Source organism: Magnetospirillum sp. LM-5 (assembly GCF_902729445.1).
Taxonomy (GTDB): domain Bacteria; phylum Pseudomonadota; class Alphaproteobacteria; order Rhodospirillales; family Magnetospirillaceae; genus Magnetospirillum.
In genome coordinates this window covers 125,073-147,787 of sequence record NZ_CACVCE010000073.1, presented here as the reverse complement: position 1 = coordinate 147,787, position 22,715 = coordinate 125,073, and the positions used below count along the sequence as shown (strand labels likewise).

The 22,715-nt window shown below is 65.7% G+C and carries 21 protein-coding genes; 5 read left to right on the top strand and 16 right to left on the bottom strand.

From position 1 onward, the window contains the following. Window positions 1-104 precede the first annotated feature (104 nt). The 6 genes from MTBLM5_RS18560 to MTBLM5_RS18535 form a co-directional block, all read right to left on the bottom strand. Window positions 105-869, bottom strand: a complete 765-nt coding sequence (locus tag MTBLM5_RS18560; RefSeq protein WP_173977525.1) for a hypothetical protein — start codon at window positions 867-869, stop codon at window positions 105-107. A 173-nt stretch (window positions 870-1,042) separates the two neighbouring features. Further along, window positions 1,043-1,822 (bottom strand): hypothetical protein, encoded by a 780-nt coding sequence (locus MTBLM5_RS18555; protein ID WP_173977524.1) that lies wholly within the window; start codon window positions 1,820-1,822, stop codon window positions 1,043-1,045. A 48-nt stretch (window positions 1,823-1,870) separates the two neighbouring features. Continuing rightward, window positions 1,871-2,770, bottom strand: a complete 900-nt coding sequence (locus MTBLM5_RS18550) for a 50S ribosomal protein L11 methyltransferase (protein WP_173977523.1) — start codon at window positions 2,768-2,770, stop codon at window positions 1,871-1,873. 24 nt (window positions 2,771-2,794) lie between these two features. Beyond that, on the bottom strand, window positions 2,795-3,199 hold the full coding sequence (gene vapC / locus MTBLM5_RS18545; RefSeq protein ID WP_173977522.1) for a tRNA(fMet)-specific endonuclease VapC: 405 nt from the start codon (window positions 3,197-3,199) through the stop codon (window positions 2,795-2,797). Beyond that, complete coding sequence (vapB, locus tag MTBLM5_RS18540; protein WP_173977521.1) at window positions 3,199-3,420, bottom strand: type II toxin-antitoxin system VapB family antitoxin; 222 nt, start codon at window positions 3,418-3,420, stop codon at window positions 3,199-3,201. Before vapB ends, vapC begins: the two co-directional genes overlap by 1 nt. Before the next feature lie 37 nt (window positions 3,421-3,457). Continuing rightward, window positions 3,458-5,689 carry an ATP-dependent helicase gene (locus MTBLM5_RS18535; protein ID WP_173977520.1) on the bottom strand — a complete coding sequence of 744 codons (2,232 nt, stop codon included), beginning with the start codon at window positions 5,687-5,689 and terminating at the stop codon, window positions 3,458-3,460. Between the two features lie 98 nt (window positions 5,690-5,787). Between MTBLM5_RS18535 and MTBLM5_RS18530 the strand changes: the two genes are divergently transcribed. Both MTBLM5_RS18530 and MTBLM5_RS18525 read left to right on the top strand, forming a co-directional pair. Beyond that, window positions 5,788-6,639 (top strand): LamG domain-containing protein, encoded by an 852-nt coding sequence (locus tag MTBLM5_RS18530; protein WP_173977519.1) that lies wholly within the window; start codon window positions 5,788-5,790, stop codon window positions 6,637-6,639. Between the two features lie 43 nt (window positions 6,640-6,682). Beyond that, a complete protein-coding gene (locus MTBLM5_RS18525) occupies window positions 6,683-7,912 on the top strand; it encodes an anion transporter (protein WP_173977518.1) in 1,230 nt (409 codons plus the stop codon). A gap of 27 nt (window positions 7,913-7,939) precedes the next feature. Here MTBLM5_RS18525 and MTBLM5_RS18520 read toward each other — a convergent pair whose 3' ends face one another. Both MTBLM5_RS18520 and MTBLM5_RS18515 read right to left on the bottom strand, forming a co-directional pair. Continuing rightward, a complete protein-coding gene (locus tag MTBLM5_RS18520; protein WP_254431126.1) occupies window positions 7,940-9,004 on the bottom strand; it encodes a GGDEF domain-containing protein in 1,065 nt (354 codons plus the stop codon). A gap of 27 nt (window positions 9,005-9,031) precedes the next feature. Beyond that, on the bottom strand, window positions 9,032-9,520 hold the full coding sequence (locus tag MTBLM5_RS18515; protein ID WP_173977517.1) for a pentapeptide repeat-containing protein: 489 nt from the start codon (window positions 9,518-9,520) through the stop codon (window positions 9,032-9,034). A gap of 135 nt (window positions 9,521-9,655) precedes the next feature. Here MTBLM5_RS18515 and MTBLM5_RS18510 point away from each other — a divergent pair, with 135 nt between their 5' ends. Further along, window positions 9,656-10,531: a tetratricopeptide repeat protein gene (locus tag MTBLM5_RS18510; RefSeq protein WP_173977516.1), complete on the top strand. Its 876-nt coding sequence runs from the start codon at window positions 9,656-9,658 to the stop codon at window positions 10,529-10,531. 10 nt (window positions 10,532-10,541) lie between these two features. Here the strand turns inward: MTBLM5_RS18510 and MTBLM5_RS18505 are convergent, their stop codons facing one another. After that, window positions 10,542-11,924 (bottom strand): class II 3-deoxy-7-phosphoheptulonate synthase, encoded by a 1,383-nt coding sequence (locus tag MTBLM5_RS18505; protein ID WP_173977515.1) that lies wholly within the window; start codon window positions 11,922-11,924, stop codon window positions 10,542-10,544. Between the two features lie 143 nt (window positions 11,925-12,067). On the opposite strand from MTBLM5_RS18505, the gene MTBLM5_RS18500 reads away from it, so the two are divergent. Continuing rightward, window positions 12,068-12,694 carry a class I SAM-dependent methyltransferase gene (locus MTBLM5_RS18500; protein WP_173977514.1) on the top strand — a complete coding sequence of 209 codons (627 nt, stop codon included), beginning with the start codon at window positions 12,068-12,070 and terminating at the stop codon, window positions 12,692-12,694. Window positions 12,695-12,700: 6 nt separating this feature from the next. Here the strand turns inward: MTBLM5_RS18500 and MTBLM5_RS18495 are convergent, their stop codons facing one another. The 7 genes from MTBLM5_RS18495 to MTBLM5_RS18465 form a co-directional block, all read right to left on the bottom strand. Next, window positions 12,701-12,880, bottom strand: a complete 180-nt coding sequence (locus MTBLM5_RS18495) for a DUF2442 domain-containing protein (protein ID WP_254431127.1) — start codon at window positions 12,878-12,880, stop codon at window positions 12,701-12,703. Window positions 12,881-12,932: 52 nt separating this feature from the next. After that, complete coding sequence (locus MTBLM5_RS19205) at window positions 12,933-13,076, bottom strand: DUF4160 domain-containing protein (protein ID WP_371814030.1); 144 nt, start codon at window positions 13,074-13,076, stop codon at window positions 12,933-12,935. 62 nt (window positions 13,077-13,138) lie between these two features. Then, a complete protein-coding gene (locus tag MTBLM5_RS18485) occupies window positions 13,139-14,440 on the bottom strand; it encodes a phenylacetate--CoA ligase (protein ID WP_173977512.1) in 1,302 nt (433 codons plus the stop codon). 66 nt (window positions 14,441-14,506) lie between these two features. Next, complete coding sequence (locus tag MTBLM5_RS18480) at window positions 14,507-16,537, bottom strand: CoA-binding protein (RefSeq protein ID WP_173977511.1); 2,031 nt, start codon at window positions 16,535-16,537, stop codon at window positions 14,507-14,509. A gap of 23 nt (window positions 16,538-16,560) precedes the next feature. After that, on the bottom strand, window positions 16,561-16,968 hold the full coding sequence (locus tag MTBLM5_RS18475; protein WP_173977510.1) for a thioesterase family protein: 408 nt from the start codon (window positions 16,966-16,968) through the stop codon (window positions 16,561-16,563). 170 nt (window positions 16,969-17,138) lie between these two features. Then, window positions 17,139-19,586 carry a bacteriohemerythrin gene (locus tag MTBLM5_RS18470; RefSeq protein WP_173977509.1) on the bottom strand — a complete coding sequence of 816 codons (2,448 nt, stop codon included), beginning with the start codon at window positions 19,584-19,586 and terminating at the stop codon, window positions 17,139-17,141. A 207-nt stretch (window positions 19,587-19,793) separates the two neighbouring features. Continuing rightward, on the bottom strand, window positions 19,794-22,223 hold the full coding sequence (locus tag MTBLM5_RS18465; protein ID WP_173977508.1) for a bacteriohemerythrin: 2,430 nt from the start codon (window positions 22,221-22,223) through the stop codon (window positions 19,794-19,796). Window positions 22,224-22,472: 249 nt separating this feature from the next. Between MTBLM5_RS18465 and MTBLM5_RS18460 the strand changes: the two genes are divergently transcribed. Next, on the top strand, window positions 22,473-22,703 hold the full coding sequence (locus MTBLM5_RS18460) for a DUF2934 domain-containing protein (RefSeq protein WP_173977507.1): 231 nt from the start codon (window positions 22,473-22,475) through the stop codon (window positions 22,701-22,703). The last annotated feature ends 12 nt before the right edge of the window (window positions 22,704-22,715 follow it).

The window sequence follows — 22,715 nt, the reverse complement described above, 5'->3', positions numbered from 1 at the left end:
GGGTCATGCCCGGCCATGACGACGAGGGGTGTGGATGGTGCCGCGAAAATTTAACCGGACAGCCGTGGATCAAGTCCGGGCATGACGGAGGGGCCAAGAGCCTGTCAGGCCGCCACGCGGCCGGCCATCGCCTTCAACTCGACGAAGAATGGCCCGAACACCGCCTGCGGCTCGGATCCGTATTGCGCGACGAAGCCAGTCCGGCGGTCATCGTCATAGGTGGTGGGATGGACCGGGGCGAACAGCGCCTCGAACAATTGCACCATCTGGCGTTCCGAGAATTGGCGCTGGGCCTTGTCCTCGGCCCGCTTGGGCACGAACGCGTTCGACGCCACCGACACCGCCGATGGAGACGAATCCATCATGATCAGGAACCAATCCTTGCGCGGGTCGAAGCGGCGGAACGAGCGGGCGATGGTGACCAGCACCCGTTCCAGGATCAGGAAGGCCCGGGGATCGGTATGGAATGATTCCCACTCGATCAGGCCGCCCTCGCCCCGGTGCGTTTCGGCGATCAGGCGGATCTTGGCCTTCAGTTCCGAATGCATCTCGTCGCCCAGGATCATGCGCACGGCGGCGAAGAATTGCGGCAGATGCTTGCGTTCGATGCCGCTGCCGGCCTGGTCCAGCAGATGCCCGAACGGATGGGTGATCAGGCGGCCCAGATAATCGGTGCGCTTTCTTTCGATCGAGGCCATCTCGAAAATGGCGTCGCAGGTCGATTCGGTCTTTTCGTAGAAGGTGCTTAGCGGGCCTTCGGCGGCCATGAAGGCGTTGGCGATGCGGCGGACCTGATCCATCGACACCGAACCGTCCTCGTCCGCCGTCCGCTCGACCACTTCGAGAAACGTCTTGAGGGCCGTCCCCACCAGGGACCGACATCGTCGGCCGCCCGAGGGCCGCTTGTCCGATTCGACTTCGCCGATGACTGCCTCCTGCATTCCGGCCAAGCGAAAAGCTTCCTGCTTTGCAGGAAGACCGCAGCTAAGGATAGCAAGTCACTGTGCGTAAGTGTTAGGAGAAAAAAGTATGGTTCACGACCCTACTCGCGGTTGCGCGCCCCGCACTCATCCACCAACTTTCCAAGCTGTTTGCACAACTTGGCGCGTTCGTCCTCGTCACTGGCCATGGCGTAAAGACGAACCCATTTTCCCTTCTTGCCCAGGTCGACCGATTGCGTCGAGGGCTTTTGTCCGGCCAGGATCGGCGAGGCCTTGGCCAACACCTTCCAACCGGCCTGGGCCGAGCCTTCGGTCTTGTAGGACGCCAGATAGACCAGGGTGCGCTTTTCCAGCATCGGGGCCGGAGCCGGAGCCGGGGCCGGGGTCGGCGCGGCGACCGGAGCCGGCTCGGGCGTCAACATTACTGGCGGCGGGGCCGGCGGCGGCGCGGCGCGGTTCAGGGTCAGCACCCAATTGTTGACCCGGGTCATCAACGAGCCGTCGGGCTGGCTGACATAGGACCCGAAGGACTGGCCGTCGCACATGACCTCGAGCACCGGCCGGACCGCGCCCGAGCGCGTCGCCTCGCCCCGGGTCGGGCCCAGTACCGTGGCGGGGCTGGCGTCCCACCCCTGAAAGACCGGGGTCTTGCACAAGCGCCCGGCTGGGTCGCCGGCGGCGTCAAGCGCCAGCATCATCTTCTGCCCCAGATAGGGCGAGGCCATCGGCGTGGGCGACGGCTCGACCGCGGCGGCGCCCACCACCTCCCACATGCCGCCGGGCGGCATGGCGGCGACCTTGGTGACCATCGGCTCGGATTGCTGCGACGCGCAGGCGGCCAGGAACAGAAGCGGCAACGCGACCATGGGGCGACGAGTCATTTCGATCTCCTCTGTTTCACCCCATGGTAGCGTGGTTTCACGGGCTCGTCACCGCCCGATCAGCAAGGTGGCCCAACCGTCACGCACAACCCGGTCCTTCAAGCGCAATCCCTGACGCTCGTGGGTGCCCATCACCATCCGTTCCTGCCAGTCCAACAGGCCCGACAGCACGGCGACGCCATCGGGAGCCAGGTGGGCGGCCAGATCCTTGGCCATGCGCATCAGCGGCTTGGCCAGGATGTTGGCGACGATGATGTCGAAGGGGCGGCCCTTCTTCAGGGCGGGATTGCGGTAGCCGTCGGACAGGACCGAGGTGAAGCGGCTGGCGACGCCGTTCAGGCGGGCATTGATGGCGGCGACCTTGACCGCCGCCGGGTCGATGTCGGTGGCCAGCACATCGACCGCCCACATCTTGGCCATGGCGATGCCCAAGATGCCCGAGCCCGAGCCCAGGTCGAGCGGCTTCATGAACCGGCGGCGCTTGGCCAGGCGGTCCAGCATCATCAGGCAGCCCTTGGTGGTGGCGTGCTCGCCCGAGCCGAAAGCGGTGCCGGCATCGACCAGCAGTTCGGTGCGCCCCACCGGCACGCGGCCATGCCAATGGCTGCCGCGCACGAAGAAACGGCCGGCATCGATGGGCGGAAAGTCGCGCAGGTTTTCCAGCACCCAATCGATATTGTCGAGCTGTTCGATGTCCAGCGCCGGCACGTCGATGCCGTGGGCGGCGGCCACCGCCGAAAGGGCCGAGACGATCTTGACCCGCTCAGGCGGCGTGCGCGAATAGCCTTCCAGGAACCAGTCGCAATCGCCGTCGGAAATGCCCGACTTGTCCTCCATGAACATCGTCACCGATTCGGCGAAGGTCTCGAACACCTCTTCGAACAGGGGAAGGGCGTCGGGTCCGACCTTCAGACGCAGGTGCCAGATAGCAGGGAAAGCGGAACGCATGCAAAGGTGCCTTTCGTCAGTCAGTCAGTCGGCCAGCCAGTCCTCGGCCCTCAGGCCTTCGACCCGGCTGAATTCGTCCAGGTTGCCGGTGACCACCACCAGCCCGCGGCTGCGGGCATGGCCGGCGATCATCAAATCATAGGCGCCGATCCGTCGGCCTTGGCGTTCCAAGGTGGCCCGGATGTCGGCGAAATGGGCGGCGGCCGCGTCGTCGAACGCCAAGACGGTCAGACGCGCGGCGAATCGCTCGACCTCGGTTCGGGTCTCGACCGGCCGCGCCGACGTCTCGGCGCCGAACAGCAACTCGCCCAAGGTCACGGTCGAGATGCACAACGAGGCCGCCTCGGCGTTGAAGCGCGCCCGCAAGCCCGAAGGCCGATCCCGTAGCACGCGGATGCAGAGATTGGTGTCCAGCAGATAGCGCAACATCACAAGGAATCGCGATCCTGCGCTGCCGGCTGCCCGCGCTCGGGCAGGTCCAGGCCGGCGGCGTCGAAAAAGTCGTCCCACACCGCGTCGGCCGGCACGATCACCCGCCGGGCGCCATCCTTCAGGATCGCCACCTCGCGCACGCCATCGGGGAAGGCGACATCCTTGGGCAGCCGGACGGCCTGCGAGCGGTTGCTGTGGAACAAGGTGGTGGTGGTCATCGGCGATGCGCCTTTGTATATGCCGGCGGGATATACGTTACATCAACTCGACGAAACTGCCCAGTACCTTCTTGGTGCCGGCCTTGTCGAAGGCGATTTCCAGCTTGTCGCCGTCGACGGCGACCACCGTGCCGGGGCCGAACTTGGCGTGCAGCACGCGGTCGCCGGGGTCGAAATCGGTGCCGGCCGGGCGCTGGGCAACCTGCCAGGTATCCACCTCGGCCGGTTTGCGCCACTGGGTGGCGCCGCCGGTATGAAAGCCGCGCTCGGCCTCGCGCTCGACATGGTCGTCGGGCAGCTCGTCCAGGAAGCGGCTGGGCAGCGCCGTCTGCCACTGGTTATAGATGCGGCGGTTGGCGGCGAAGGTGATCAGCAGGCTTTTCCTGGCCCGGGTCAGGCCGACATAGGCCAGGCGGCGTTCTTCTTCCAGACCGGCCAGGCCGCCCTCGTCCAGGGCGCGCTGGTGGGGGAACACGCCCTCCTCCCAGCCGGGCAGGAACACGCGGTCGAACTCCAGCCCCTTGGCCCCGTGCAGGGTCATGATGACCAATTTGTCGAGGTCGTCGCGATTGTCGTTTTCCATCACCAGGGCGACATGGTCCAGGAACTGTTCCAGCGATTCATACTCGCCCAGCGCCCGGATCAGCTCGCCCAGATTCTCGACCCGGCCCGGCGCCTCGGGGCTCTTGTCGGCCTTCCACATCGCCACATAGCCGGATTCGTCCAGGATGCGCGCGGCCAGCGGGCCGTGGCCGATCAGGTCCAGGTCGCCCCGCCAGCGCATGATGTCGGCGCAAAAACCGGCCAGGGCGGCGCGCGGCTTGGGCTTCAATTCGTCGGTCTCGGACAGCAGGCGGGCGGCCTCGAACAGTGAAAGGCCCTTGGCCCGGGCGGTCACGTGGACCATCTGCAGGGCGGCGTCGCCCAGACCGCGCTTGGGATTGTTGACCACCCGTTCGAACGCCAGCCCGTCATCGGGCGAGGCGACCAGGCGCAGATAGGCCATGGCGTCGCGGATTTCCAGCCGCTCATAAAAGCGCGGCCCGCCCAGCACGCGATAGGGAATTCCGGTGGTGATCAGCCGTTCCTCGAACTCGCGGGTCTGGAAGCCGGCGCGCACCAGGATGGCCATGCCGGCCAGCGCCTGCCCGGCCCGCTGGTGGGTCTCGACGGCATCGACGACGACACGGGCTTCCTCGGGGCCGTCCCACACCCCCCTGACCCGCACCTTGACCGATTCGCCCTCGGGGAAGTCCAGGCCGGGCCGCAGGGTCTTGCCCAGCCGGCCCTGATTGTGGGCGATCAGATGGCTGGCGGCGGCCAGGATGTGCGGGGTCGAGCGGTAATTGCTCTCCAGCCGGATCACCCGGGCGGCGGGGAAGTCCTTTTCGAACTTCAAGATGTTGCCGACCTCGGCGCCGCGCCAGGAATAGATCGACTGGTCGTCGTCGCCGACGCAGCAGATGTTCTTGTGCTTCTGGGCCAACAGCCGAAGCCACAGATACTGGGCGACGTTGGTGTCCTGGTATTCATCGACCAGGATGAAGCGGAACTGCTCTTGATACTCGGCCAGGATGTCGGCGCGATCCAGGAACAAGGTCAGGCAGTGCAGCAACAGGTCGCCGAAATCGCAGGCGTTCACCACCCGCAGCCGTTCCTGGTACAGCCGGTAAATCTCGGGCATGCGGCCGCCGGCCAGGTCGCCGCCTTCGCCCCCCACCTTGGCCGGAACCTGGCCGCGATCCTTCCAGCGCTGGATGGTCCCCATCACCGCCTGGGCCGGCCAGCGCTTGGGATCGATGCCCTCGGCCTCCATCACCTGCTTCAGCAGCCGCAACTGATCGTCGGAATCCAGGATGGTGAAGTTGCTTTTCAAGCCCACCAGTTCGGCATGCCGGCGCAGGATGCGCACGCACAGGGCATGGAAGGTGCCCAGCCACAGCGATTCGGCCGCCGGACCGACCAGTTGCGCCACCCGCTCGCGCATTTCGCGCGCCGCCTTGTTGGTGAAGGTCACCGCCAGGCATTGCCACGGATGGGCCCGGCCCGAGGCCAGGATATGGGCCAGCCGGCTGGTCAGCACCCGCGTCTTGCCGGTGCCGGCACCGGAAAGAACCAACACCGGCCCGTCCAGGGTGGTGACCGCCTGGTGCTGTTCCGGGTTCAGGCCCTTCAGCCAGGGGGCATCGTCCGGCACGGTGCGGGCGGTGCGGGCCTGGGGCGCGGGCGCGGCGGGGAGGTCGTCGTCGAGGGCGAAGGGGTCGGACATGGCGGCAGACTATAGCGTCACATTTCGGCGTTTGCCATGCCCGCTGGCGGGTGTTACTCCTGCCCCGGGGTTCGGTCCTTTGGGGATGAGGGATCGACATGAGGTTCGTCGTATGGTTGCTGGCCGTCTCGCTGTTCGCGGCGACGGGAAGCGGGGCGTTGGCCCATCGCTTGGCCGACGATCTGTGGGCCTATTGGCCGCTGACCAACGACAGCTTCGACGCCTCGCCCCGGGAACTGCACGGCACCGGCCGAGGCGCCGTGACCATCGAGCCCACGGCCGGGCCGTTCACCGGCTCCACCCGCTTCGACGGCGGCTGGATCGAGATCCCCCCCAACGACACCGCCGATTTCGCCGATTTCGCCATTTCGGCCTGGATCAAGTACGACAGCGCCGGAACCGATTTCACCCCGATCATCGGCCGGCTGGGGTTGGTCGGCCGCCGCGGCGCCCTGGCCTATGACCTGGGCGACGGCACCACGCCCCAATTGCTGACCACCGACATCACGCCGCAATGGAAGCGCTGGGCCCATTTCGCCCTGACCCACGACGCCGCCAGCCGCACCTTGATCCTGTGGGTCAACGGCTGGAAGACCTTCGAGCGGCAATTGCCGGCGGTGTCGGTGGCGCCGGCGCCATTCAGCGGACGTTACGGACTGGGCGGCGGGCCGGGGATCAAATCGACCTTCCGCGGCGAGATCGCCGACGTGGTGATCTATCGCCGCTCGTTAAGCCCCGACGAAATCAGCCTGTTCAGCCAGGGCGTCGGCCGCACCACCCGGCCGCAGATCGGCATCAGCCAGGGATGCGGCGGCTCGGGCCAGCCACCCTGCCAGGTGTGCGCGCGCCATGCCGAATGGCCGCCGGCCCAATGGGCCGAATGCACGCCCGCCCGCGTGCCGTGGTGCGCCGGCTTCGCCCAGGCCAACCAGCACGCCACCTGTCCGTAACAGGCCATGACAGGGCCGTCCGGTCCGGTTAGTCTGTGACCCCATGGACACCGTCACGGTCGGCCTGTTCGTCTTCACCTATGTCGGCATGGCCCTGGGCCGTGTTCCGGGCCTGAAGCTCGACCGCACCGGCATCGCCTTGCTGGCCGCCGTCGGCCTGCTGGTCAGCGGCGCCATGGATGTGGACGAGGCCGGCGCCGCCATCGACATGCCGACCCTTTTGCTGCTGTTCGCCCTGATGATCGTCTCGGCCCAGTTCCAGGAAGCCGGCCTTTACCGCATGGCCGCCGCCCGGGTCGCCGCCGCCACCGGCTCCAGCAGCCGCATCCTGTTCGTCACCATCCTGGTGTCGGGCCTGTTGTCGGCGATCCTGGCCAACGACATCGTGGTATTCGCCATGACCCCGATCCTGGCCGAGGGCGTGCGCCAGAGGGGCCTGGACCCCCGCCCCTTCCTGCTGGGCCTGGCCGGCGGCGCCAATGCCGGATCGGCGATGACGGTGATCGGCAACCCGCAGAACATCCTGATCGGCCAGGTCGGCGGGCTGGATTTCTGGCATTTCATGGTGGCCTGCGCGGTGCCGGCCCTGATCAGCCTGGTCATCGTCCACCGCATGATCCTGTGGCTGTGGAAGGGCGCGCTGACCGCCGAGCCGCAGCCGCCGCCGGCCATTCCGGTGCCGCGTCCCGACCCGTGGCAATACGGCAAGGGCGTCGCCGCCATAATCTTCCTGCTGGCGCTGTTCGCCACCGACCTGCCGCGCGAGGTCGGCGCGTTGCTGGTGGCGGGCCTTCTGCTGCTCAGCCGCCGTCTGGCCAGCCGCGACATGATTGGCGCCGTCGATTGGCACCTGCTGCTGTTGTTCGCCTGCCTGTTCGTGGTCACCGACGCCTTTTCCTCGACCGGCATGGCCTCGACGGCGATCGAGTGGCTGGCGGAAACCGGCTGGATGCCCGACCGCCTGAGCGCGATGGCCCCGATGATGCTGGCGGCCAGCAACACCATCGGCAACGTGCCGGCGACCATGCTGCTGTTGTCCTTGTGGCCGGTCGATGATGTCGGCCCGCTTTACGGCATGGCGCTGTTGTCGACGCTGGCCGGCAACCTGCTGCTGGTGGGCAGCCTGGCCAACATCATCGTCGCCGAGCGGGCCGCCATCTCGGGGGTCAGGCTGAGCTTCCTGGATTTCGCCCGCGCCGGCATCCCCATGACGCTGGCCACCATGGCGGTGGCCGTCGCTTGGCTGTGGGCCGGCCAATGGATGGTTTGGTAACCCGCCAGGCCCGGTGGCGGGCGGCGATCAGGGCTCGAAATCAAGCGCCTGGGTGCCGCGCAGCTCGGTCTGGCTGATCACCCGGTTGCGTCCCTCGCGCTTGGCCATGTAAAGCGCCTCGTCGGCGCGGTGGACAAAGGCGCCCAGGCTTTCGCCGAATTCGTACTCGGCCACGCCGATCGACAAGGTCACCTGACCCAGCACCTGATTGGTGCGCCGGTTCAGCACCTTGCGGCTGGCGACGTTGCGGCGGATGGTGTCGGCCACGGCGATCGCCTCGATGAGGCGGGTGCCCGGCAGGATCACCGCGAATTCCTCGCCGCCATAGCGGGCGGCGGTGTCCTTGCCCTTGACGCTGTCCTGGATGGTGCGGGCCACCAGCTTCAGCACCTGATCGCCCAGCATGTGGCCGTGGCTGTCGTTGAATTGCTTGAAGAAATCGATGTCGATCATCAGCAGGCACAGGAACGAGCGGTCCTCCTCGCCTTCCAGCGCCGCTTCGCGCAGGGCGACGTCGAACAGCTTGCGGTTGGCCAGGCCGGTCAGCGCGTCGGTGGTGGCCTCGCGCTTCAACTGGTCCAGGTCCTCGCGCAGGCGGGCGATCTCACCCGACGAGCTTTCCAGCCGTTCCTCGAGCTGGCGGTTGACCTCGATCATCGACTTGGTCTCGTCCAGGATGCCACGGATCAGGTCGCCCAGATCGTTGGGGGCCGGATCGCGATTCAATTCGCCCGAGAAGCTGACCAGCGCCTCGCCATATTGCGCCGCGCCTTGGTTGGCGGTGGACAGATAGGCCAGCACCTGGGCGACGGCGTTCTCGATGCGCTGGCCGACGGCGCGCAATTCCGCCTCGTGCTGGCTGGTGCCGAAGAAGCGTTCATAGAGATCGGCGCAGACATCGTCCGAGAATTTCTGCCCGGCCCGCAGCACCCCGTTGATCGCCTTGGTCAATTCGGGGTCGCGGTCGGCCACGAAGGCGTACCAGATGATGAAATTGTTGGGATGCGCCGGCACGCCGTGCCGATCCATCATGCCCAGGGCGGCCCGGGCACAATGGGCGGCGACTTCGATCGGATCGGAGAACTTGAACACACCTGCCTCGATCTCAGTGACATGGACTCAGTGACATTGGCCGAGCGACCCCTCGGCGCAGATCTTGATCCCATCGACCCACCGCGCCCCCGACAGATCGGCGTGCAGGAAGTCGGCCCCGGCCAGCTTGGCTCCGGTCAAATTCGCCCCCTTCAGCGAGGCGCGAAAGAACCGCGTCCGCCGCAGGTCGGCATCCACCAGCGACGCGCCCTCGAGGTCGGTCTTGGTGAAGTCGGCCTCGATGAAGACGCCGCCGTCAAGCCTTGCTGCGCGCATCTCGGCGCTGGTGAAGCGGGCGCGATAGGCATCGACCAGGGAAAGATCGGCGCCATCCAGGTTGGCGCGCTGGAAACTGGTTTCGCGCAGCCTGGCCCCGGCCAGCTTTTCCTTGGCCAAATCGCGCCCATCCATGAAGCAGCGCTGCCAATCGACCCGCGCGTCGGCGGGCGCCGTGCAGTCGGCCGCGACCGCCGCCATGGGGGCAAGAAACACCAGCATGAAAATGCCGAAACGCATAACCAAGGTTTACCCCTCCCCGCTGCCGGTGTCCAAGCGTAATTTTGGTTGAACCGGAGACATCGGCAACGGTTTACCCCGGCCCGCCATCGGCTTACCATTGTCGCCCGACCCCCTTCACGCGCGGAGCGAATCATGGGCAAGAGCAAGGCGGAACTGACGCTGGACGACGCCGAACGGCTGTGGCTGGCCGGCGAGCCGCAGCGAGCCGCCGAGGCCTTCCGCCGCGCCCGCCTGCAGGCCCACGAACAGGGCGACCATTCCTGCGAAGGACAGGCGCTGCTGCAATTGGGCGATCTCGAAGCCGAGACCGGCATGCATTCCCACGCCCGCGAAACCTATGCCGAGGCCCGCGCGGTGCTGTCGGCGGCGGGCGATGGGCGCGGCCAGGCCGGTGCCCTGGTCCGCCTGGGCGCGCTGGCGTGGCGCGAGGGCCACGAAGCCGAAGCCCGGCAGTTCTATCAATCGGCCGGCGAGATGTTCGACGCCGCCTGCGACATATCGGGCCAGGCCCATGTCGCCAAGCGGTTGGGACACCTGGAACGGGACCTGGGCCGCCACGATCGCGCCCTGGACCATTACACAAGCGCCCTGACCCTGTACCGCCAGGCCCACGACACCTTGGGCCAGGCCAACGGCTTGCGAGCGGTGGCGGCGCTGCAGCGCCGCCTGGGTCATGCCGACCTGGCGCGCCAATCCTTCAGCGAAGCGGTCGATCTTTACCGCGAGGCCGGCGACGCCCTGGGCGAGGCGGCGGCCCTGCGCGGCGTCGGCCATGTCGCCACGGACATGGGCGACCTGGAGGGCGCCAAGGAGGCGCTGAACGCCTCGCGTCATCTTTACGCGGCCATCGGCGATCTGCGGACCGAGGCCGAAACCCTGGTGGAATATGCCCGGCTGATCGCGCCGACCCAATCGGCACCGGCCCGGCGCCACCTGATCCATGCAGCCACCTTGTTTCGCCGCCTGGGCGACGAGACCAAGGCGGCCGAAGCGGAAGCGCTGGTCTGATCCCTGCCGCTTAGCGCGCCGCCACCTTGGCCGCCTGGTCGCTCAGGCGTTCCGCCTTCAGCTGGTCGGCGATCAGGAAGGCCAGCTCCAGGGCCTGGTTGGCGTTCAGGCGCGGGTCGCAATGGGTGTGGTAGCGATCGCCCAGCCGGGCCTCGGTCACCGCCTTGCTGCCGCCGACGCATTCGGTGACATCCTGGCCGGTCATCTCGAAATGGACGCCGCCGGCATGGGTGCCTTCCGCCTTGTGCACGGCGAAGAAGGCGCGGACCTCGGCCAGGATGCGGTCGAACTCGCGGGTCTTGTAGCCGGTGCTGGCCTTGACGGTATTGGCGTGCATCGGGTCGCACGACCACACCACCGAACGGCCCTCGCGGGTGACGTGGCGGACCAGGGCTGGCAGCTTTTCCTCGATCTTCTCGGCGCCCATGCGGGTGATGACGGTGATGCGGCCGGGCTCGTTGGCGGGGTTCAAGCTGTCGATCAAACGCAGCAGATCGTCGCCCGACATGCCGGGGCCGGCCTTGAAGCCGATCGGATTCTTGACGCCCCTGAGGAACTCGACATGGCCGGCATCCAACTGGCGGGTGCGCTCGCCGATCCACAGCATGTGGGCCGAGCAATCGTACCAGTCGCCCGAGGTCGAATCGATGCGGGTCAGCGCCTGCTCGTAGGGCAGCAACAGCGCCTCGTGGCTGGTGAAGAACTCGGTCTCGCGGATCTGGGGGGTGGTCTCGCTGGTCATGCCGCAGGCGCCCATGAAGGCCAGCGTCTCGGACAGGCGGTTGGCCATTTCCTCGTACAGCTTGCCCTGCAGGCTGCCGGCGACGCAGCCCAGCGTCCACTGATGCACCTTGTGCAGGTCGGCATAGCCGCCCTGGGCGAAGGCGCGCAACAGGTTCAGCGTGGCGGCCGACTGGTTGTAGGCGCGGACCATGCGGTCGGGATCGGGGATGCGGGCCTCGGGGGTGAACTCGATGCCGTTGATGATGTCGCCGCGATAGCTGGGCAGGGTCACGCCGTCGATGGTCTCGTTGTCGGCCGAGCGCGGCTTGGCGAACTGGCCGGCCATGCGGCCGACCTTGACCACCGGCATGGCGGCGCCGTAGGTCAGCACCACCGCCATCTGCAGCATGACGCGGAAGGTATCGCGGATGTTGTTGGCGCGGAATTCGGCGAAGCTTTCGGCGCAATCGCCGCCCTGCAGCAGGAAGGCCTTGCCGTCGGCGACATTGGCCAACGACGCCTTCAGGCGCCGGGCCTCACCGGCGAACACCAGCGGCGGAAAGGTGGCCAGCGCCTCTTCGGTCTGGGCCAGCTTGGCCTGGTCCGGATAGGTCGGAACCTGGTGCAAGGTCTTGGTCCGCCAGGTGTCGGGAGTCCACACGTCCGCCATGTCATCCTCGAAGATCAGCCAGTGCCATCTCGCAATCGCGAGAGGCGAAGGCAGTTGATATACGACGGAGCAAGCGCGATTTCCAGCGTGACGACAACGGCCGGCGATATCACAATGCAATCACCATCGGAATTCAGAGCATCATGACCATCGACGAGGAACGCAAGGATCACTGGCAGAAGGTGTGGACCACCAAGCAGGCCGACGAGGTCAGCTGGTTCCAGCCCGAGCCGACCCTGTCCATGGAGCTGATCGAGCGCCAGGCCTTACGCAAGGATGCCGGCATCATCGACATCGGCGGCGGCGCCTCGGCTCTGGTCGATCGGCTGATCGAGCGCGGCTGGCACCATGTGGCGGTGCTCGACATTTCCCAGGCGGCGCTGGACCAGGCGGCGGAACGATTGGGGCCGGCCGGCGACGACGTCACCTGGATCGAGGCCGACATCCTGGAATGGCGGCCGGTGCCCGGCCTGTTCGAATTGTGGCACGACCGGGCGGTGTTTCATTTCCTGACCCGGCCCGAGGACCAGAAGGCCTATCGCCGCATCCTGATGACCGCTTTGGTGCCGGGCGGCACGGTGATCCTGGCCACCTTCGCCCCCGACGGGCCGGAAAAGTGCAGCGGCTTGCCCGTGGCCCGCCACGACATCGAATCCCTGGCCCGCGTGCTGGGGCCGGATTTCGAGCTGATCGAAACCCGCCGCGAAGACCACGTCACGCCGGCAGGCAAGACCCAATCCTTCACCTGGGGGGTGTTCCGGCGGGTGTGAGCCCGCCTACCGCGAGGGAGCCGGTGCTCCTCGCAACAATCCCTCGGTACTGAGGTCTTCATCAAGCTCGGGCCAATGTATCCCGTAGCCGCCGTCCGCCAACTCCCAATGCTCCCGCTGCGAAGAGGACGCGGCCAGCAGACGGGGATACCAGGCAAGGGGGACGGAAATGGTGCGCCCGTCCATAAGATCGACGGACAAGACGGCATCGTCGATCCTGACCGTCATCACGCGCTCGTCAGCCTTTGGTATTGAAAAACCCATCCCAAGCCTCCAGCAGCAGCGCCTGTCGATCGACAACCATCCGGACGATCTCCGCGATTTGGTGCGCCGACAAGCCGACATTGCGGGCCACCGAAACCGGCCGAAGCCAAATCTTCACCGAGCCGGCCCCTTTATCCACATGGACATGCGCGGGTTCGCCCGGCTCGTGGCTATCGCCCCCTACCCTTTGCGCAGATCCCTGACCCGTACCGCCTTGCCCTGACTGCGGGGCAATTCGCCCGGCAGGCGTACCAGCACCTCGCACGAGACGCCGATCATCGACTTGATGTGGTGGCGGACCTGATGGGCCAGCAGGTGGCGGGCTTCCTCGGTCGCGTTCTCGACCGCCTCGGCCTCGACGCTCAGATGGTCCATCGAGCCCTGGCGCGACACCACCAATTGGTAATGCGGCGCGATGCCGGGGAAACCGACCAGAACCGATTCGATCTGGCTGGGATAGACGTTGACGCCCCGGATGATCAGCATGTCGTCGTTCCTGCCCGTCACCCGCAGGATACGGACATGGCTGCGCCCGCACGTGCAGGGCTCGTCGGTCAGCCGGGTGATGTCGCGGGTGCGGTAGCGGATCATCGGCAGGCCTTCCTTGGCCAGCGTGGTGATGACCAGCTCGCCCGCCTCGCCCATCGGCACCGGCTCCAGCGTGTCGGGATCGACCACCTCGAACAGGAAGGCATCCTCCCAGCCGTGCAGGCCGACGCGGGCCGAGCATTCGATCGCCACCCCCGGCCCCATGATCTCGGACAGGCCGTACATGTCGGCGGCCTTGATGCCAAGGCGCCGATCCAGTTCGGCCCGCATGGTTTCGCTCCACGGCTCGGCGCCGAACACGCCGACCCGCAAGGGACCATTCGCCAGATCGACGCCCATCTGCTCGGCCATTTCCACCAGATTCAGCGCATAGGACGGCGTCGCCGCCAGCACGGTGGCGCCGAAATCCTGGATCAGGGCGATCTGGCGCTCGGTCTGGCCGCCCGACATCGGGGTGACGGTGGCGCCCAGCGCCTCGACGCCGTAATGGAAGCCCAGGCCGCCGGTGAACAGCCCATAGCCATAGGAATTGTGGACCATGTCGCCCGGACGGACCCCGGCGGCGGCCAGCGAGCGGGCCATCAGGCCCGACCAGGTGGCGATGTCGGCCTTGGTATAGCCGACCACGGTGGGCTTGCCAGTGGTGCCCGAGCTGGCATGCAGGCGCACCAATTGCTCGCGGGGCACGGCGAACAGGCCGAACGGATAATTGTCGCGCAGGTCGGTCTTGACGGTAAACGGGAAGCGGCGCAGATCGTCCAGGCGGGTCAGATCATCGGGCGTCACCCCGGCCATGGCGAAGGCCCGGCGGTAATGGGGCACGTTGGCATAGGCGCGGGCCAGGGTGACCTTCAGGCGATCCAGTTGCAGGGCGCGAAGGCTGGGGCGGTCCAGGCGCTCGATCTCGGGCGCGAACATGAAGGAATCGGTCATCGGTCCGGTGGCCTGATAGAAACGGGGGACCGGACAATAGCCCGATCCCCCGATTGTTCAAAAGCCCTAATCCCGAGCCTTGATGGCATTCGCCGCAAAGCGGGCCTCGACATAGTGGGCCAGGGCCCGGGTGCCCCTCGAGCAATTGCGGAAGATGCACACGCCCTGGTCCATCAGCCGGCCGGCCATGGCATCGTAAAGCGGTCCGCCATCGATGATGCCGATCAGCGGCTTGGCATTCCTGTTCACCACCGCCGGCATCAAGGCGACGCTGCTTTTGGGATTGTTGATGTCGATGCCGGGCCGCAATTTGCTGTCTTCCAGTGCCATCACCGACGGCGCCGTCGGGTCCATGCCCAGCACCACCGCATCGATGCCGTCATCGGCCAGGAAGGCCTCGGCGATGGCCAGGTGGGCCTCGTCGTCGGCGCCGGGATTGATGTCGATGGGGTTCCTGATCTCGACCAGGGCGTCCAGCTTCTTGGCCACCAGGATGTCCTGGACCTGGGCGATGGTGGCCGGGGCCAACTGGCCGGCCTCCAGGCTGGCGGTCTCGGTGACCATGGAATCGGCGATGCCGACCGCCTCGAAGCCGGCCCCCGAAATGCCGCCGACGCGGTTGCCGCGGATGTCCTTATGGTGCAGGCAGCCGGCAATATAGAACAGATCGTCGAACAGGTCGGGGTCGCAGGCGACCATGGCGCCGGCATGGCGCACCACCTGCTCGAACAGCACCGGGTCGCCCGCCACCGAGGCGGTATGACCCATCACCCCCTTGGCCCCGGCCTCGGTGCGGCCGGACTTGTAGACCACCACCTGCTTGCCGGATTTGACCGCCGCGCGCACGGCACGAATGAAGTCCAGTCCGTCGCCGTCCTTGAAGCCCTCGACATAGATGCCGATGGTCTCGAGCTCGGGCCGCGCGGCGAAATAGGTCAACATGTCGCCGTGGGTCAGGTCGGTCTGATTGCCAAGCGCCAGCATATAGGCCGGGTCCAGCCACGGATTGCGGCTGAGCCGGGTGATCATGAAGGCGCCGCTTTGGCTGAGCAGCACCGAATTGCGCCGGGGCTTCTTGTTGGGCTTGGGCAGGCGTTCCAACGGGATGAACCACGAATCGTAGCCGCCGGCATGGGACACCACGCCCAGGCAATTGGCGCCCAGGAAGATCGGGCCGCCGCCGGGATTGCCATGAGCGGCATTGATTTTCGCCGCCAAGGCGGCGGCCGGCTCACGGCTGGCCTGGGTCTCGCCCAGGGAACCGGGGATCAGCATCACCGAATGAACCTTGTCGGTGGCGATGATCTCGTCGACCAGATCATAGACCGCACCGGCGGCGACGGCGACGATCAGCAGGTCCAGCTTGTCCGGCAGGGCGGCCAGGCTGTCGATGCAGGTGACGCCGTCGATTTCGGCCTCGCCCGGCTTGATCACCAGCAATTGGTCCTTGGGATAGCCGCTGCCCATCAGGTTCTTCAAGATGATGCGGCCGAAATTCATGCCGGTCGCCGATACCCCGATGATGCCGATGCGGCCGGGATGGATCAGCTTGTCGATCTTGGCGATCGGCCGGGGCAGGCGCTTGGCCGCCGGCTGGCCCAAGCGGCAGCGGGCGGCGCCGACCGCGGGCTTGGCCCCGATCCGCACCGGGTCCAGCACCAGTTCGGCCAACACTTGATCGGCGGCCATGGCGTTGCCCAACGCCACCAACCGGCCGAACAGGTCGGCCAGCGCGGCATCGGGGGAAACCGGACTGGCCGCCACCAGACGCCGATAGGCGAAGGTGCGGGTAAAGCGAGCCAGGAAATCGGCACCGTCGGTCAGTTCGGTGCTGGCATGGACGATGGCGCTGTCCTTGCGGAAATGGCCGTCGGCCAAGGCGAAGTCGGCCCCGCCCAGGCCGGCGCTGATGACCATGCCGAACTCGCGGGTGTTGGTCAGGCCGACGCGGATATCGACCGCTTCGCCCGCCTCGCCCTGGGCCAGGCCCAGCCCGTCCAGCAGCAGGCCGATCTCGGCCGCATCCAGTTCCGTCCGGCCGGCCGCAACCGCCCGCCCGATCGCCGCGACGGCGTCGGCCACCCGAAAGTTCGTCATGGTCGCTTCCTTTCGCGCGGCGTCTACAGCGCCTTCAGCTTCTCGGCCTTGGCGGCAAGGCGGCCCTTGGTCTGGGCGACATTGACGACGAAGCGCTTGTGCACACCCTTGGCGATGTTGTCGAGATTGTCCCGCGCGGTGAACGAGAAGGTCACCGCCGGCCCCTTCACTTCCTCGATGGTCACGGTCAGATCGACCCATTGGCCCAGAAGCGTCGGCGCCATGTGATCCACTTCGACACGGGTGCCGACCGAATCCTCGCCGTCATCGGAATGGGCCAGCAGCAGCTCGCGGCTGGTGATCTCCATGTCGTAGATCAGGGCCGGGGTGCTGTAGACGCGGGCTTCCTCGCCCATAAAACCGATGGTGCGGGCGGTATCGACGGTCCAACGACAGGTATGGGTCAGGCCGGCGGCCAGGGTGCTTTTCATGATGGTTTCCTCTCCGGGGCTGGATCGGCTTCTGATACACGGGCGATATCGTCCGACCCTGATTGTGTATCGCATTCTAGTACCGGAATACCGATTTACGCAAGCCCCGTGTCGCCGCCATGAAAAAGCCCCCCGGTCCATCGGGCAGGGGGGCTTGGATCAGTGGGTTCTCAGGCCGCGCGTTTACCGGACGAGCTCAAGGCCAAGGCCATTTGGCGGTCGTCGTTGGTGAAATGGTGGCGAGTCCAATTGGCCAGGAAGTCGAACAATTCGGACGTGGCATTGGCCTTGCCGTCCTCGATGGCCCGTTTGGCCTGGACCAGGGCATCAACGAAGCGCCGGTGATTGGCCTGATGCGACCCAAGTTCGCCGTAGCCGGCCTTGGTCATCTGCGCCTCTTCCTCGGCGAAGTGGGCCTTCATCTCTTCCAGCAGCCCAGGCAATATCCGGGCGATTGCCTTGCCGCCTTGGCCGGTCATCATGTCGCCGTACAGCGCGTTGATCTTGGACAGATAGGCCTGATGGTGGCTGTCGATGGCGGCGATGCCGGTCGCGAAGTCGGGCAGCCACTCCACCAGGACCATCGCTTCCTTGTCGGAACGGACCTGATCCAGGAAGCGCTTGACCTCGCCTTGAAGGTACTCGGCCTGCTGGGACAACTCGCTCGCCGACATGCGGATCTGTTCGGCCGCCCCGCCGGTATCGGTGGCGGCCTGCTGAACCACCACCACATTGGCGGTGACCTCCTGGGTGCCCGACGCCGCCTGCTCGACATTGCGGGCGATTTCGTCGGTGGCCGCCGTCTGTTCCTGCACCGCCGAGGCCACCGTGGTCGAGATCTCGTTGACCTCGCGGATGACCCTGGAAATGCTGTCGATGGCCTTGACCGCCTCCTGAGTCCCTTGCTGCACCGCCTGGATGTGGGCGGTGATCTCTTCCGTCGCCTTGCCGGTCTGGCTGGCCAGGTTCTTGACCTCGCCGGCCACCACCGCGAAGCCCTTGCCGGCATCGCCGGCCCGCGCGGCCTCGATGGTGGCGTTCAAGGCCAAAAGGTTGGTCTGGCCGGCGATGGCGTTGATCAGCTGCACGATCTGGCCGATCTGGCCGACGGCGGTGGACAGGTTTTCCACCATGGCGGTGGTGTGTCTGGCTTCCTCGTCGGCCTTGGCGGCGACTTGCAGCGACCGCTCGACCTGATGCGAGATTTCGTTGATGGACGCCGCCAGTTCCTCGGTCGCCGAAGCCACCGTCTGGACATTGGCCGACGCCTGCTGCGCCGAAGCGGCAACGGCGGTGGCCTGATGGCTGGTTTCGGTGGCGGTCGCGGCCATCTGGCTGGCCGAGGCCTGCAATTCCGTCACCGCGCCGGTCACCGTCTGCACCACCTTTCCGACACTGGATTCGAACGAATCGGCCATGTGATTCATGGCGGCACGGCGATCGGCCTCGGCCTGGCGCTTTTGTTCCTCTTGCTCCGCCTCAAGCTGGCGGACGCGGATCAGTTGGTTCTTGAAGTGATCGACCGACTTGGCCATGGCGCCGATTTCGTCGCCACGGTCGGCGAAGGGCACCTCGACGGTCAGATTGTGGGCGGCCAGTTGGCCCATCACCCCGGTCATCGACTTGATCGGGCGGGAAATCCACCGGGAGACACCGATGGCGACCGCGGCGGTGATCAAAGCCGCCAGCAGGCCGATCATGCCGACCATCTTCTGCAGGGCGAAGACTTCGGCGAAGGCCTCGGCCTCGTCCACTTCGGCGATAACCGCCCAACTGGTCGCTCCGACCGTGACCGGCGCATAAGACGACAGCACCGGATTGCCGTTGTAATCGATGATGATGCTGGTGCCGGTCCTGCCGGCCAGCGCCTCGCGCGAGGCGTCGGTGGCGACGGCGCCCTTGGCCGGATCGGCGAACGACGCCTTGACCGAGTGACCGGCGGGGTCAAGGAACGAATCCGACCGCATCAGCTTGTCCTGGCCGACCAGATAGGTCTCGCCGGTCTGGCCCATGCCGTTGCGTTCCTGCATGATCGAGTTGATCGCCTCCAGCGACAGCTGCAAGGCGACGATCCCGCTGATCGCGCCCCCATCCTTGACCGGGGCGGCGACGAAGGCCGCCGGCTCGTTGTTGGACGGTGCATAGGGGGCGAAATCGCTGATCGCGGCCTTTCCGGTCTTCATCACCTCGCGGACCAGTTTGCCCATATTGCTTTGCGCATAAGGGCCGGTCAGGAAATTGGTCTGATAGTCGGCTTCCTTGGCCACCGTGAAAAAGGCCTGCCCGCCCGGTTCGATCAGGAACAGGTCGTAATAGCCATAGGCCTTGACGTAATCGGCCAAAAACGCCTCTTTCGCCGGATTGAGCGCCGATGGCTGGGCATAGCCACCATTGCCGGCGATCAGTGACAAGACGTCGATATCGCCCAGTCGTTCCTGAAAGAATCGCGAAATCTGACCGCTTTTGATGGAGCGGACAGCGTCCAACTTCCCGAACGCCTGAGTCTTCAAGGCCTGCTCCGCCTTGTTGACCGAAATGACACCGACCACCGCCAGCGGGATCAGCCCGATCAGCAGGAACGTGCCCATAATCTTGCGGCCAAGGCTTATGGATTTCATGGCAGGCTCCCTTTGTCTCTTTGCCCTGACACCCCGGTTGAGTCCAAGGTATGTCCTGTACGCAGCGTACACCTTCGCCGCCACCTACGTAAGGTCTATCCTGTAGGACTTATCCCCGGTGTAGCGACAGAAGAATTACTCGCCAGGGGCGCAAACAAAAACCCCGGCCCGATGGGGGCCGGGGTTAGAAGGAGCCGCGCGACAGGGTCAAGCGGCGGTCTTGCCGGTCAGGGCCAAGGCCATGTCGTGGTCGTCATGGGCGAAATGCTCGCGGGTCCATGTGGCCAGGAAGTCGAACAAGGCGGTGGTGGCGCCGTCACGCCCCTCCTCGATGGCCCGTTTGCCGTTGGTAAAGCCATCGACGAAGCGGCGATGATTGGCCTGGTGCTGCGCCAGCTTGGCATAGCCGGCCTTGGTCATCTGCGCCTCTTCCTCGGCGAAATGGGCTTTCATCATGTCCAGCATGGTCGGCAGCACCTTGACGATTCCCTTGCCGCCGTCGCCGGTCATCATGTCGGCGAACAACGAGTTCAATTGGTCGAGATAGGCGCGATGGTGGCTGTCGATGACCGAGATGCCGGTTTCGTATTCCGGCAGCCACGGCATCAACTTCATCTCGTCCTTGTCCGAGCGGACCTGATCGAGGAAGCGGGTGACCTCGCCCCGCAGATATTCGGCCTGTTCGGACAATTCGGTCGCCGACATGCGGATCTGTTCGGCCGCCCCGCCGGTATCGTTGGCGGCCTGTTCGACCGACCCGATATTGGCCGACACTTCCTGCGTGCCCGACGCCGCCTGCTCGACATTGCGGGCGATTTCGTCGGTGGCCGCCGTCTGCTCCTGCACCGCCGAGGCCACCGTGGTCGATATCTCGTTGACCTCGCGGATGACCTTGGAAATGCTGTCGATGGCCTTGACCGCTTCCTGGGTGCCTTGCTGCACCGCCTGGATGTGGGCGGTGATCTCTTCCGTCGCCTTGGCGGTCTGGCTGGCCAGGTTCTTGACCTCGCCGGCGACCACCGCAAAGCCCTTGCCGGCATCGCCGGCCCGCGCGGCCTCGATGGTGGCGTTCAAGGCCAAAAGGTTGGTCTGGCCGGCGATGGCATTGATCAGCTGCACGATCTGGCCGATCTGGCCCACCGCCGAGGACAGGTTCTCGACCATTTCGGTGGTGTGCTTGGCTTCCTCGTCGGCCCGGGCGGCGACTTGCAGCGACCGCTCGACCTGATGCGAGATTTCGTTGATCGATGCCGCCAGTTCCTCGGTGGCCGACGCCACCGTCTGTACGTTGGTCGAGGCCTGCAAGGCCGACGCGGCGACGGCGGTGGCCTGGTGGCTGGTTTCGGTGGCGGTGGCGGCCATCTGGCTGGACGAGGCCTGCAGTTCGGTCACCGCGCTGGTGACCGTCTGCACGACCTTGCCGACGCTGGATTCGAACGAATCGGCCATGTGGTTCATGGCGGCGCGGCGATCGGCCTCGGCCTGGCGTTTTTGCTCCTCTTGCTCCGCTTCCAACTGACGGACACGGATCATCTGGCTCTTGAAGTGATCGACCGACTTGGCCATGGCGCCGATTTCGTCGCCACGGTCGGCATAAGGTACGGCAACCGCGAGATTGTTGGCGGCCAGTTGGCCCATCACCCCGGTCATGGCGTTGACCGGATTGACGATCGAGCGGGCGATCAGGAAGGCGGCGGCCAAGCCGAACAGCAGGGCGGCAAGGCTGCCGGTCTCGACCAGGACGGAGCTGAATTGCGCATCGTCATCGGTCTGGGCCTTGGTCTTGGCCAACCCCTTGCGTTGCACGTCCAGAACGTCGTTGGCGCTTGCGGCGATTTCGGCGGCCTGGGCGACCATGGTCTCGGTGGCCAGCTTGTTGCGTTCAAGAATGGCGGCGGATGCGCTGACAAACGCCGCACGATACTTGTCGGCCAACTCATCGGCCTCGACCGCCATCCGCTTGCGCGCCGGGTTGTTCAAACGCCGGCCCAGAATCTTCACCGACTCTTCCAAGACCTGGAACTGTTTGCCCGCGGCTTCGACCAAAGCGGGATTGGGATTGGCCAGGAAGCGCAGAGCCAGCAAGCGCATTTTCATCAGGCGTTCCTGAGTCACTCCGGCCAGCGCCGCCGCCTCGAAATCGTGATCGGCCATGGCGGAATCGATGATCTGCGAAAGATCGGCCTCGAGTTTTTCACCCAACGGGTTCATCTGTTCGTTGACCATCTGGTCGCGCGTTAGGCGCAAAACCTGCAATGCCTCGAAATTTTTCGAGTAACCATCGAAGCCTGTGGCGACCTTTTCAACCTTGGCCTTGACCTCGGGGATAACGATTCGGGCCGTTAGATCGGCAATTTGGGAATTGATCAGACCGATCAGCTCCTTGGCGCGCTCCTGGGCCTTGGGGTCGCCGGTATAGACGTAGGCGGTCACATTGCGGCGCATGCCGACGAAGTTGCGCTCGATGGTCATCATCCGCGCAACGTTCGAACTGATCGTCTCGAACCGGGCAAAGCTGTTCGTGGAACGGCTCAGCGAGAAGACGCCGAGCAGGGCAACCACCACCAATGCCGCCAGAACAATGGCGAAACCACCCCAGATTCTGGCCTTGACCGAAATATTGCCGGCACGTCCCATTCTAGCCTCCTATCGACCTCATTCTTTTGGCCTATTTCACCGCTTCACCCCTCGCCGATCGTATTGGAAGTAACGCACAGTACGGCAATTTTTTCTACCAAAATTAGATGTAACGACAGAGCTTACATGGATGAGCCGGGGCTGCATAGTGTGCACCAACCCTTATCCCAGACGCCTAAATTCAGGGTAGAATTCTGAAGTCCCTGGACGATATTATTTGCCAACTTGATTTCAGCCCGAGGCGAAGCGATGAGCACCGACCACCAGAACAAGATCCGCCAATTAGCCCATCAGATCTGGGAGGACGAAGGCCGCCCCGAGGGCCGGGACCACGAGCATTGGTTGCGTGCCGAAGAGATGGTGGCCGCGGCCAGGGCGGCCAAGGCCGCACCAAAGGCCAAGGCCGCACCGAAAGCCAAAGCCCCGGCCAAGGCGAAGGCAGCGGCCAAGCCCAAGGCGCCGGCCAAGAAGAAGGCCTAAGGGGAAGCGGCT

Excerpts from the sequence above, each read along its gene's own strand:
- MTBLM5_RS18555 (WP_173977524.1), bottom strand. The coding sequence starts at position 1,822 with ATGACTCGTCGCCCCATGGTCGCGTTGCCGCTTCTGTTCCTGGCCGCC.
- MTBLM5_RS18550 (WP_173977523.1), bottom strand. The coding sequence starts at position 2,770 with ATGCGTTCCGCTTTCCCTGCTATCTGGCACCTGCGTCTGAAGGTCGGA.
- vapC (WP_173977522.1), bottom strand. The coding sequence starts at position 3,199 with ATGTTGCGCTATCTGCTGGACACCAATCTCTGCATCCGCGTGCTACGG.
- vapB (WP_173977521.1), bottom strand. The coding sequence starts at position 3,420 with ATGACCACCACCACCTTGTTCCACAGCAACCGCTCGCAGGCCGTCCGG.
- MTBLM5_RS18535 (WP_173977520.1), bottom strand. The coding sequence starts at position 5,689 with ATGTCCGACCCCTTCGCCCTCGACGACGACCTCCCCGCCGCGCCCGCG.
- MTBLM5_RS18530 (WP_173977519.1), top strand. The coding sequence starts at position 5,788 with ATGAGGTTCGTCGTATGGTTGCTGGCCGTCTCGCTGTTCGCGGCGACG.
- MTBLM5_RS18525 (WP_173977518.1), top strand. The coding sequence starts at position 6,683 with ATGGACACCGTCACGGTCGGCCTGTTCGTCTTCACCTATGTCGGCATG.
- MTBLM5_RS18515 (WP_173977517.1), bottom strand. The coding sequence starts at position 9,520 with ATGCGTTTCGGCATTTTCATGCTGGTGTTTCTTGCCCCCATGGCGGCG.
- MTBLM5_RS18510 (WP_173977516.1), top strand. The coding sequence starts at position 9,656 with ATGGGCAAGAGCAAGGCGGAACTGACGCTGGACGACGCCGAACGGCTG.
- MTBLM5_RS18505 (WP_173977515.1), bottom strand. The coding sequence starts at position 11,924 with ATGGCGGACGTGTGGACTCCCGACACCTGGCGGACCAAGACCTTGCAC.
- MTBLM5_RS18500 (WP_173977514.1), top strand. The coding sequence starts at position 12,068 with ATGACCATCGACGAGGAACGCAAGGATCACTGGCAGAAGGTGTGGACC.
- MTBLM5_RS18495 (WP_254431127.1), bottom strand. The coding sequence starts at position 12,880 with ATGGACGGGCGCACCATTTCCGTCCCCCTTGCCTGGTATCCCCGTCTG.
- MTBLM5_RS18485 (WP_173977512.1), bottom strand. The coding sequence starts at position 14,440 with ATGACCGATTCCTTCATGTTCGCGCCCGAGATCGAGCGCCTGGACCGC.
- MTBLM5_RS18480 (WP_173977511.1), bottom strand. The coding sequence starts at position 16,537 with ATGACGAACTTTCGGGTGGCCGACGCCGTCGCGGCGATCGGGCGGGCG.
- MTBLM5_RS18475 (WP_173977510.1), bottom strand. The coding sequence starts at position 16,968 with ATGAAAAGCACCCTGGCCGCCGGCCTGACCCATACCTGTCGTTGGACC.
- MTBLM5_RS18470 (WP_173977509.1), bottom strand. The coding sequence starts at position 19,586 with ATGAAATCCATAAGCCTTGGCCGCAAGATTATGGGCACGTTCCTGCTG.
- MTBLM5_RS18465 (WP_173977508.1), bottom strand. The coding sequence starts at position 22,223 with ATGGGACGTGCCGGCAATATTTCGGTCAAGGCCAGAATCTGGGGTGGT.
- MTBLM5_RS18460 (WP_173977507.1), top strand. The coding sequence starts at position 22,473 with ATGAGCACCGACCACCAGAACAAGATCCGCCAATTAGCCCATCAGATC.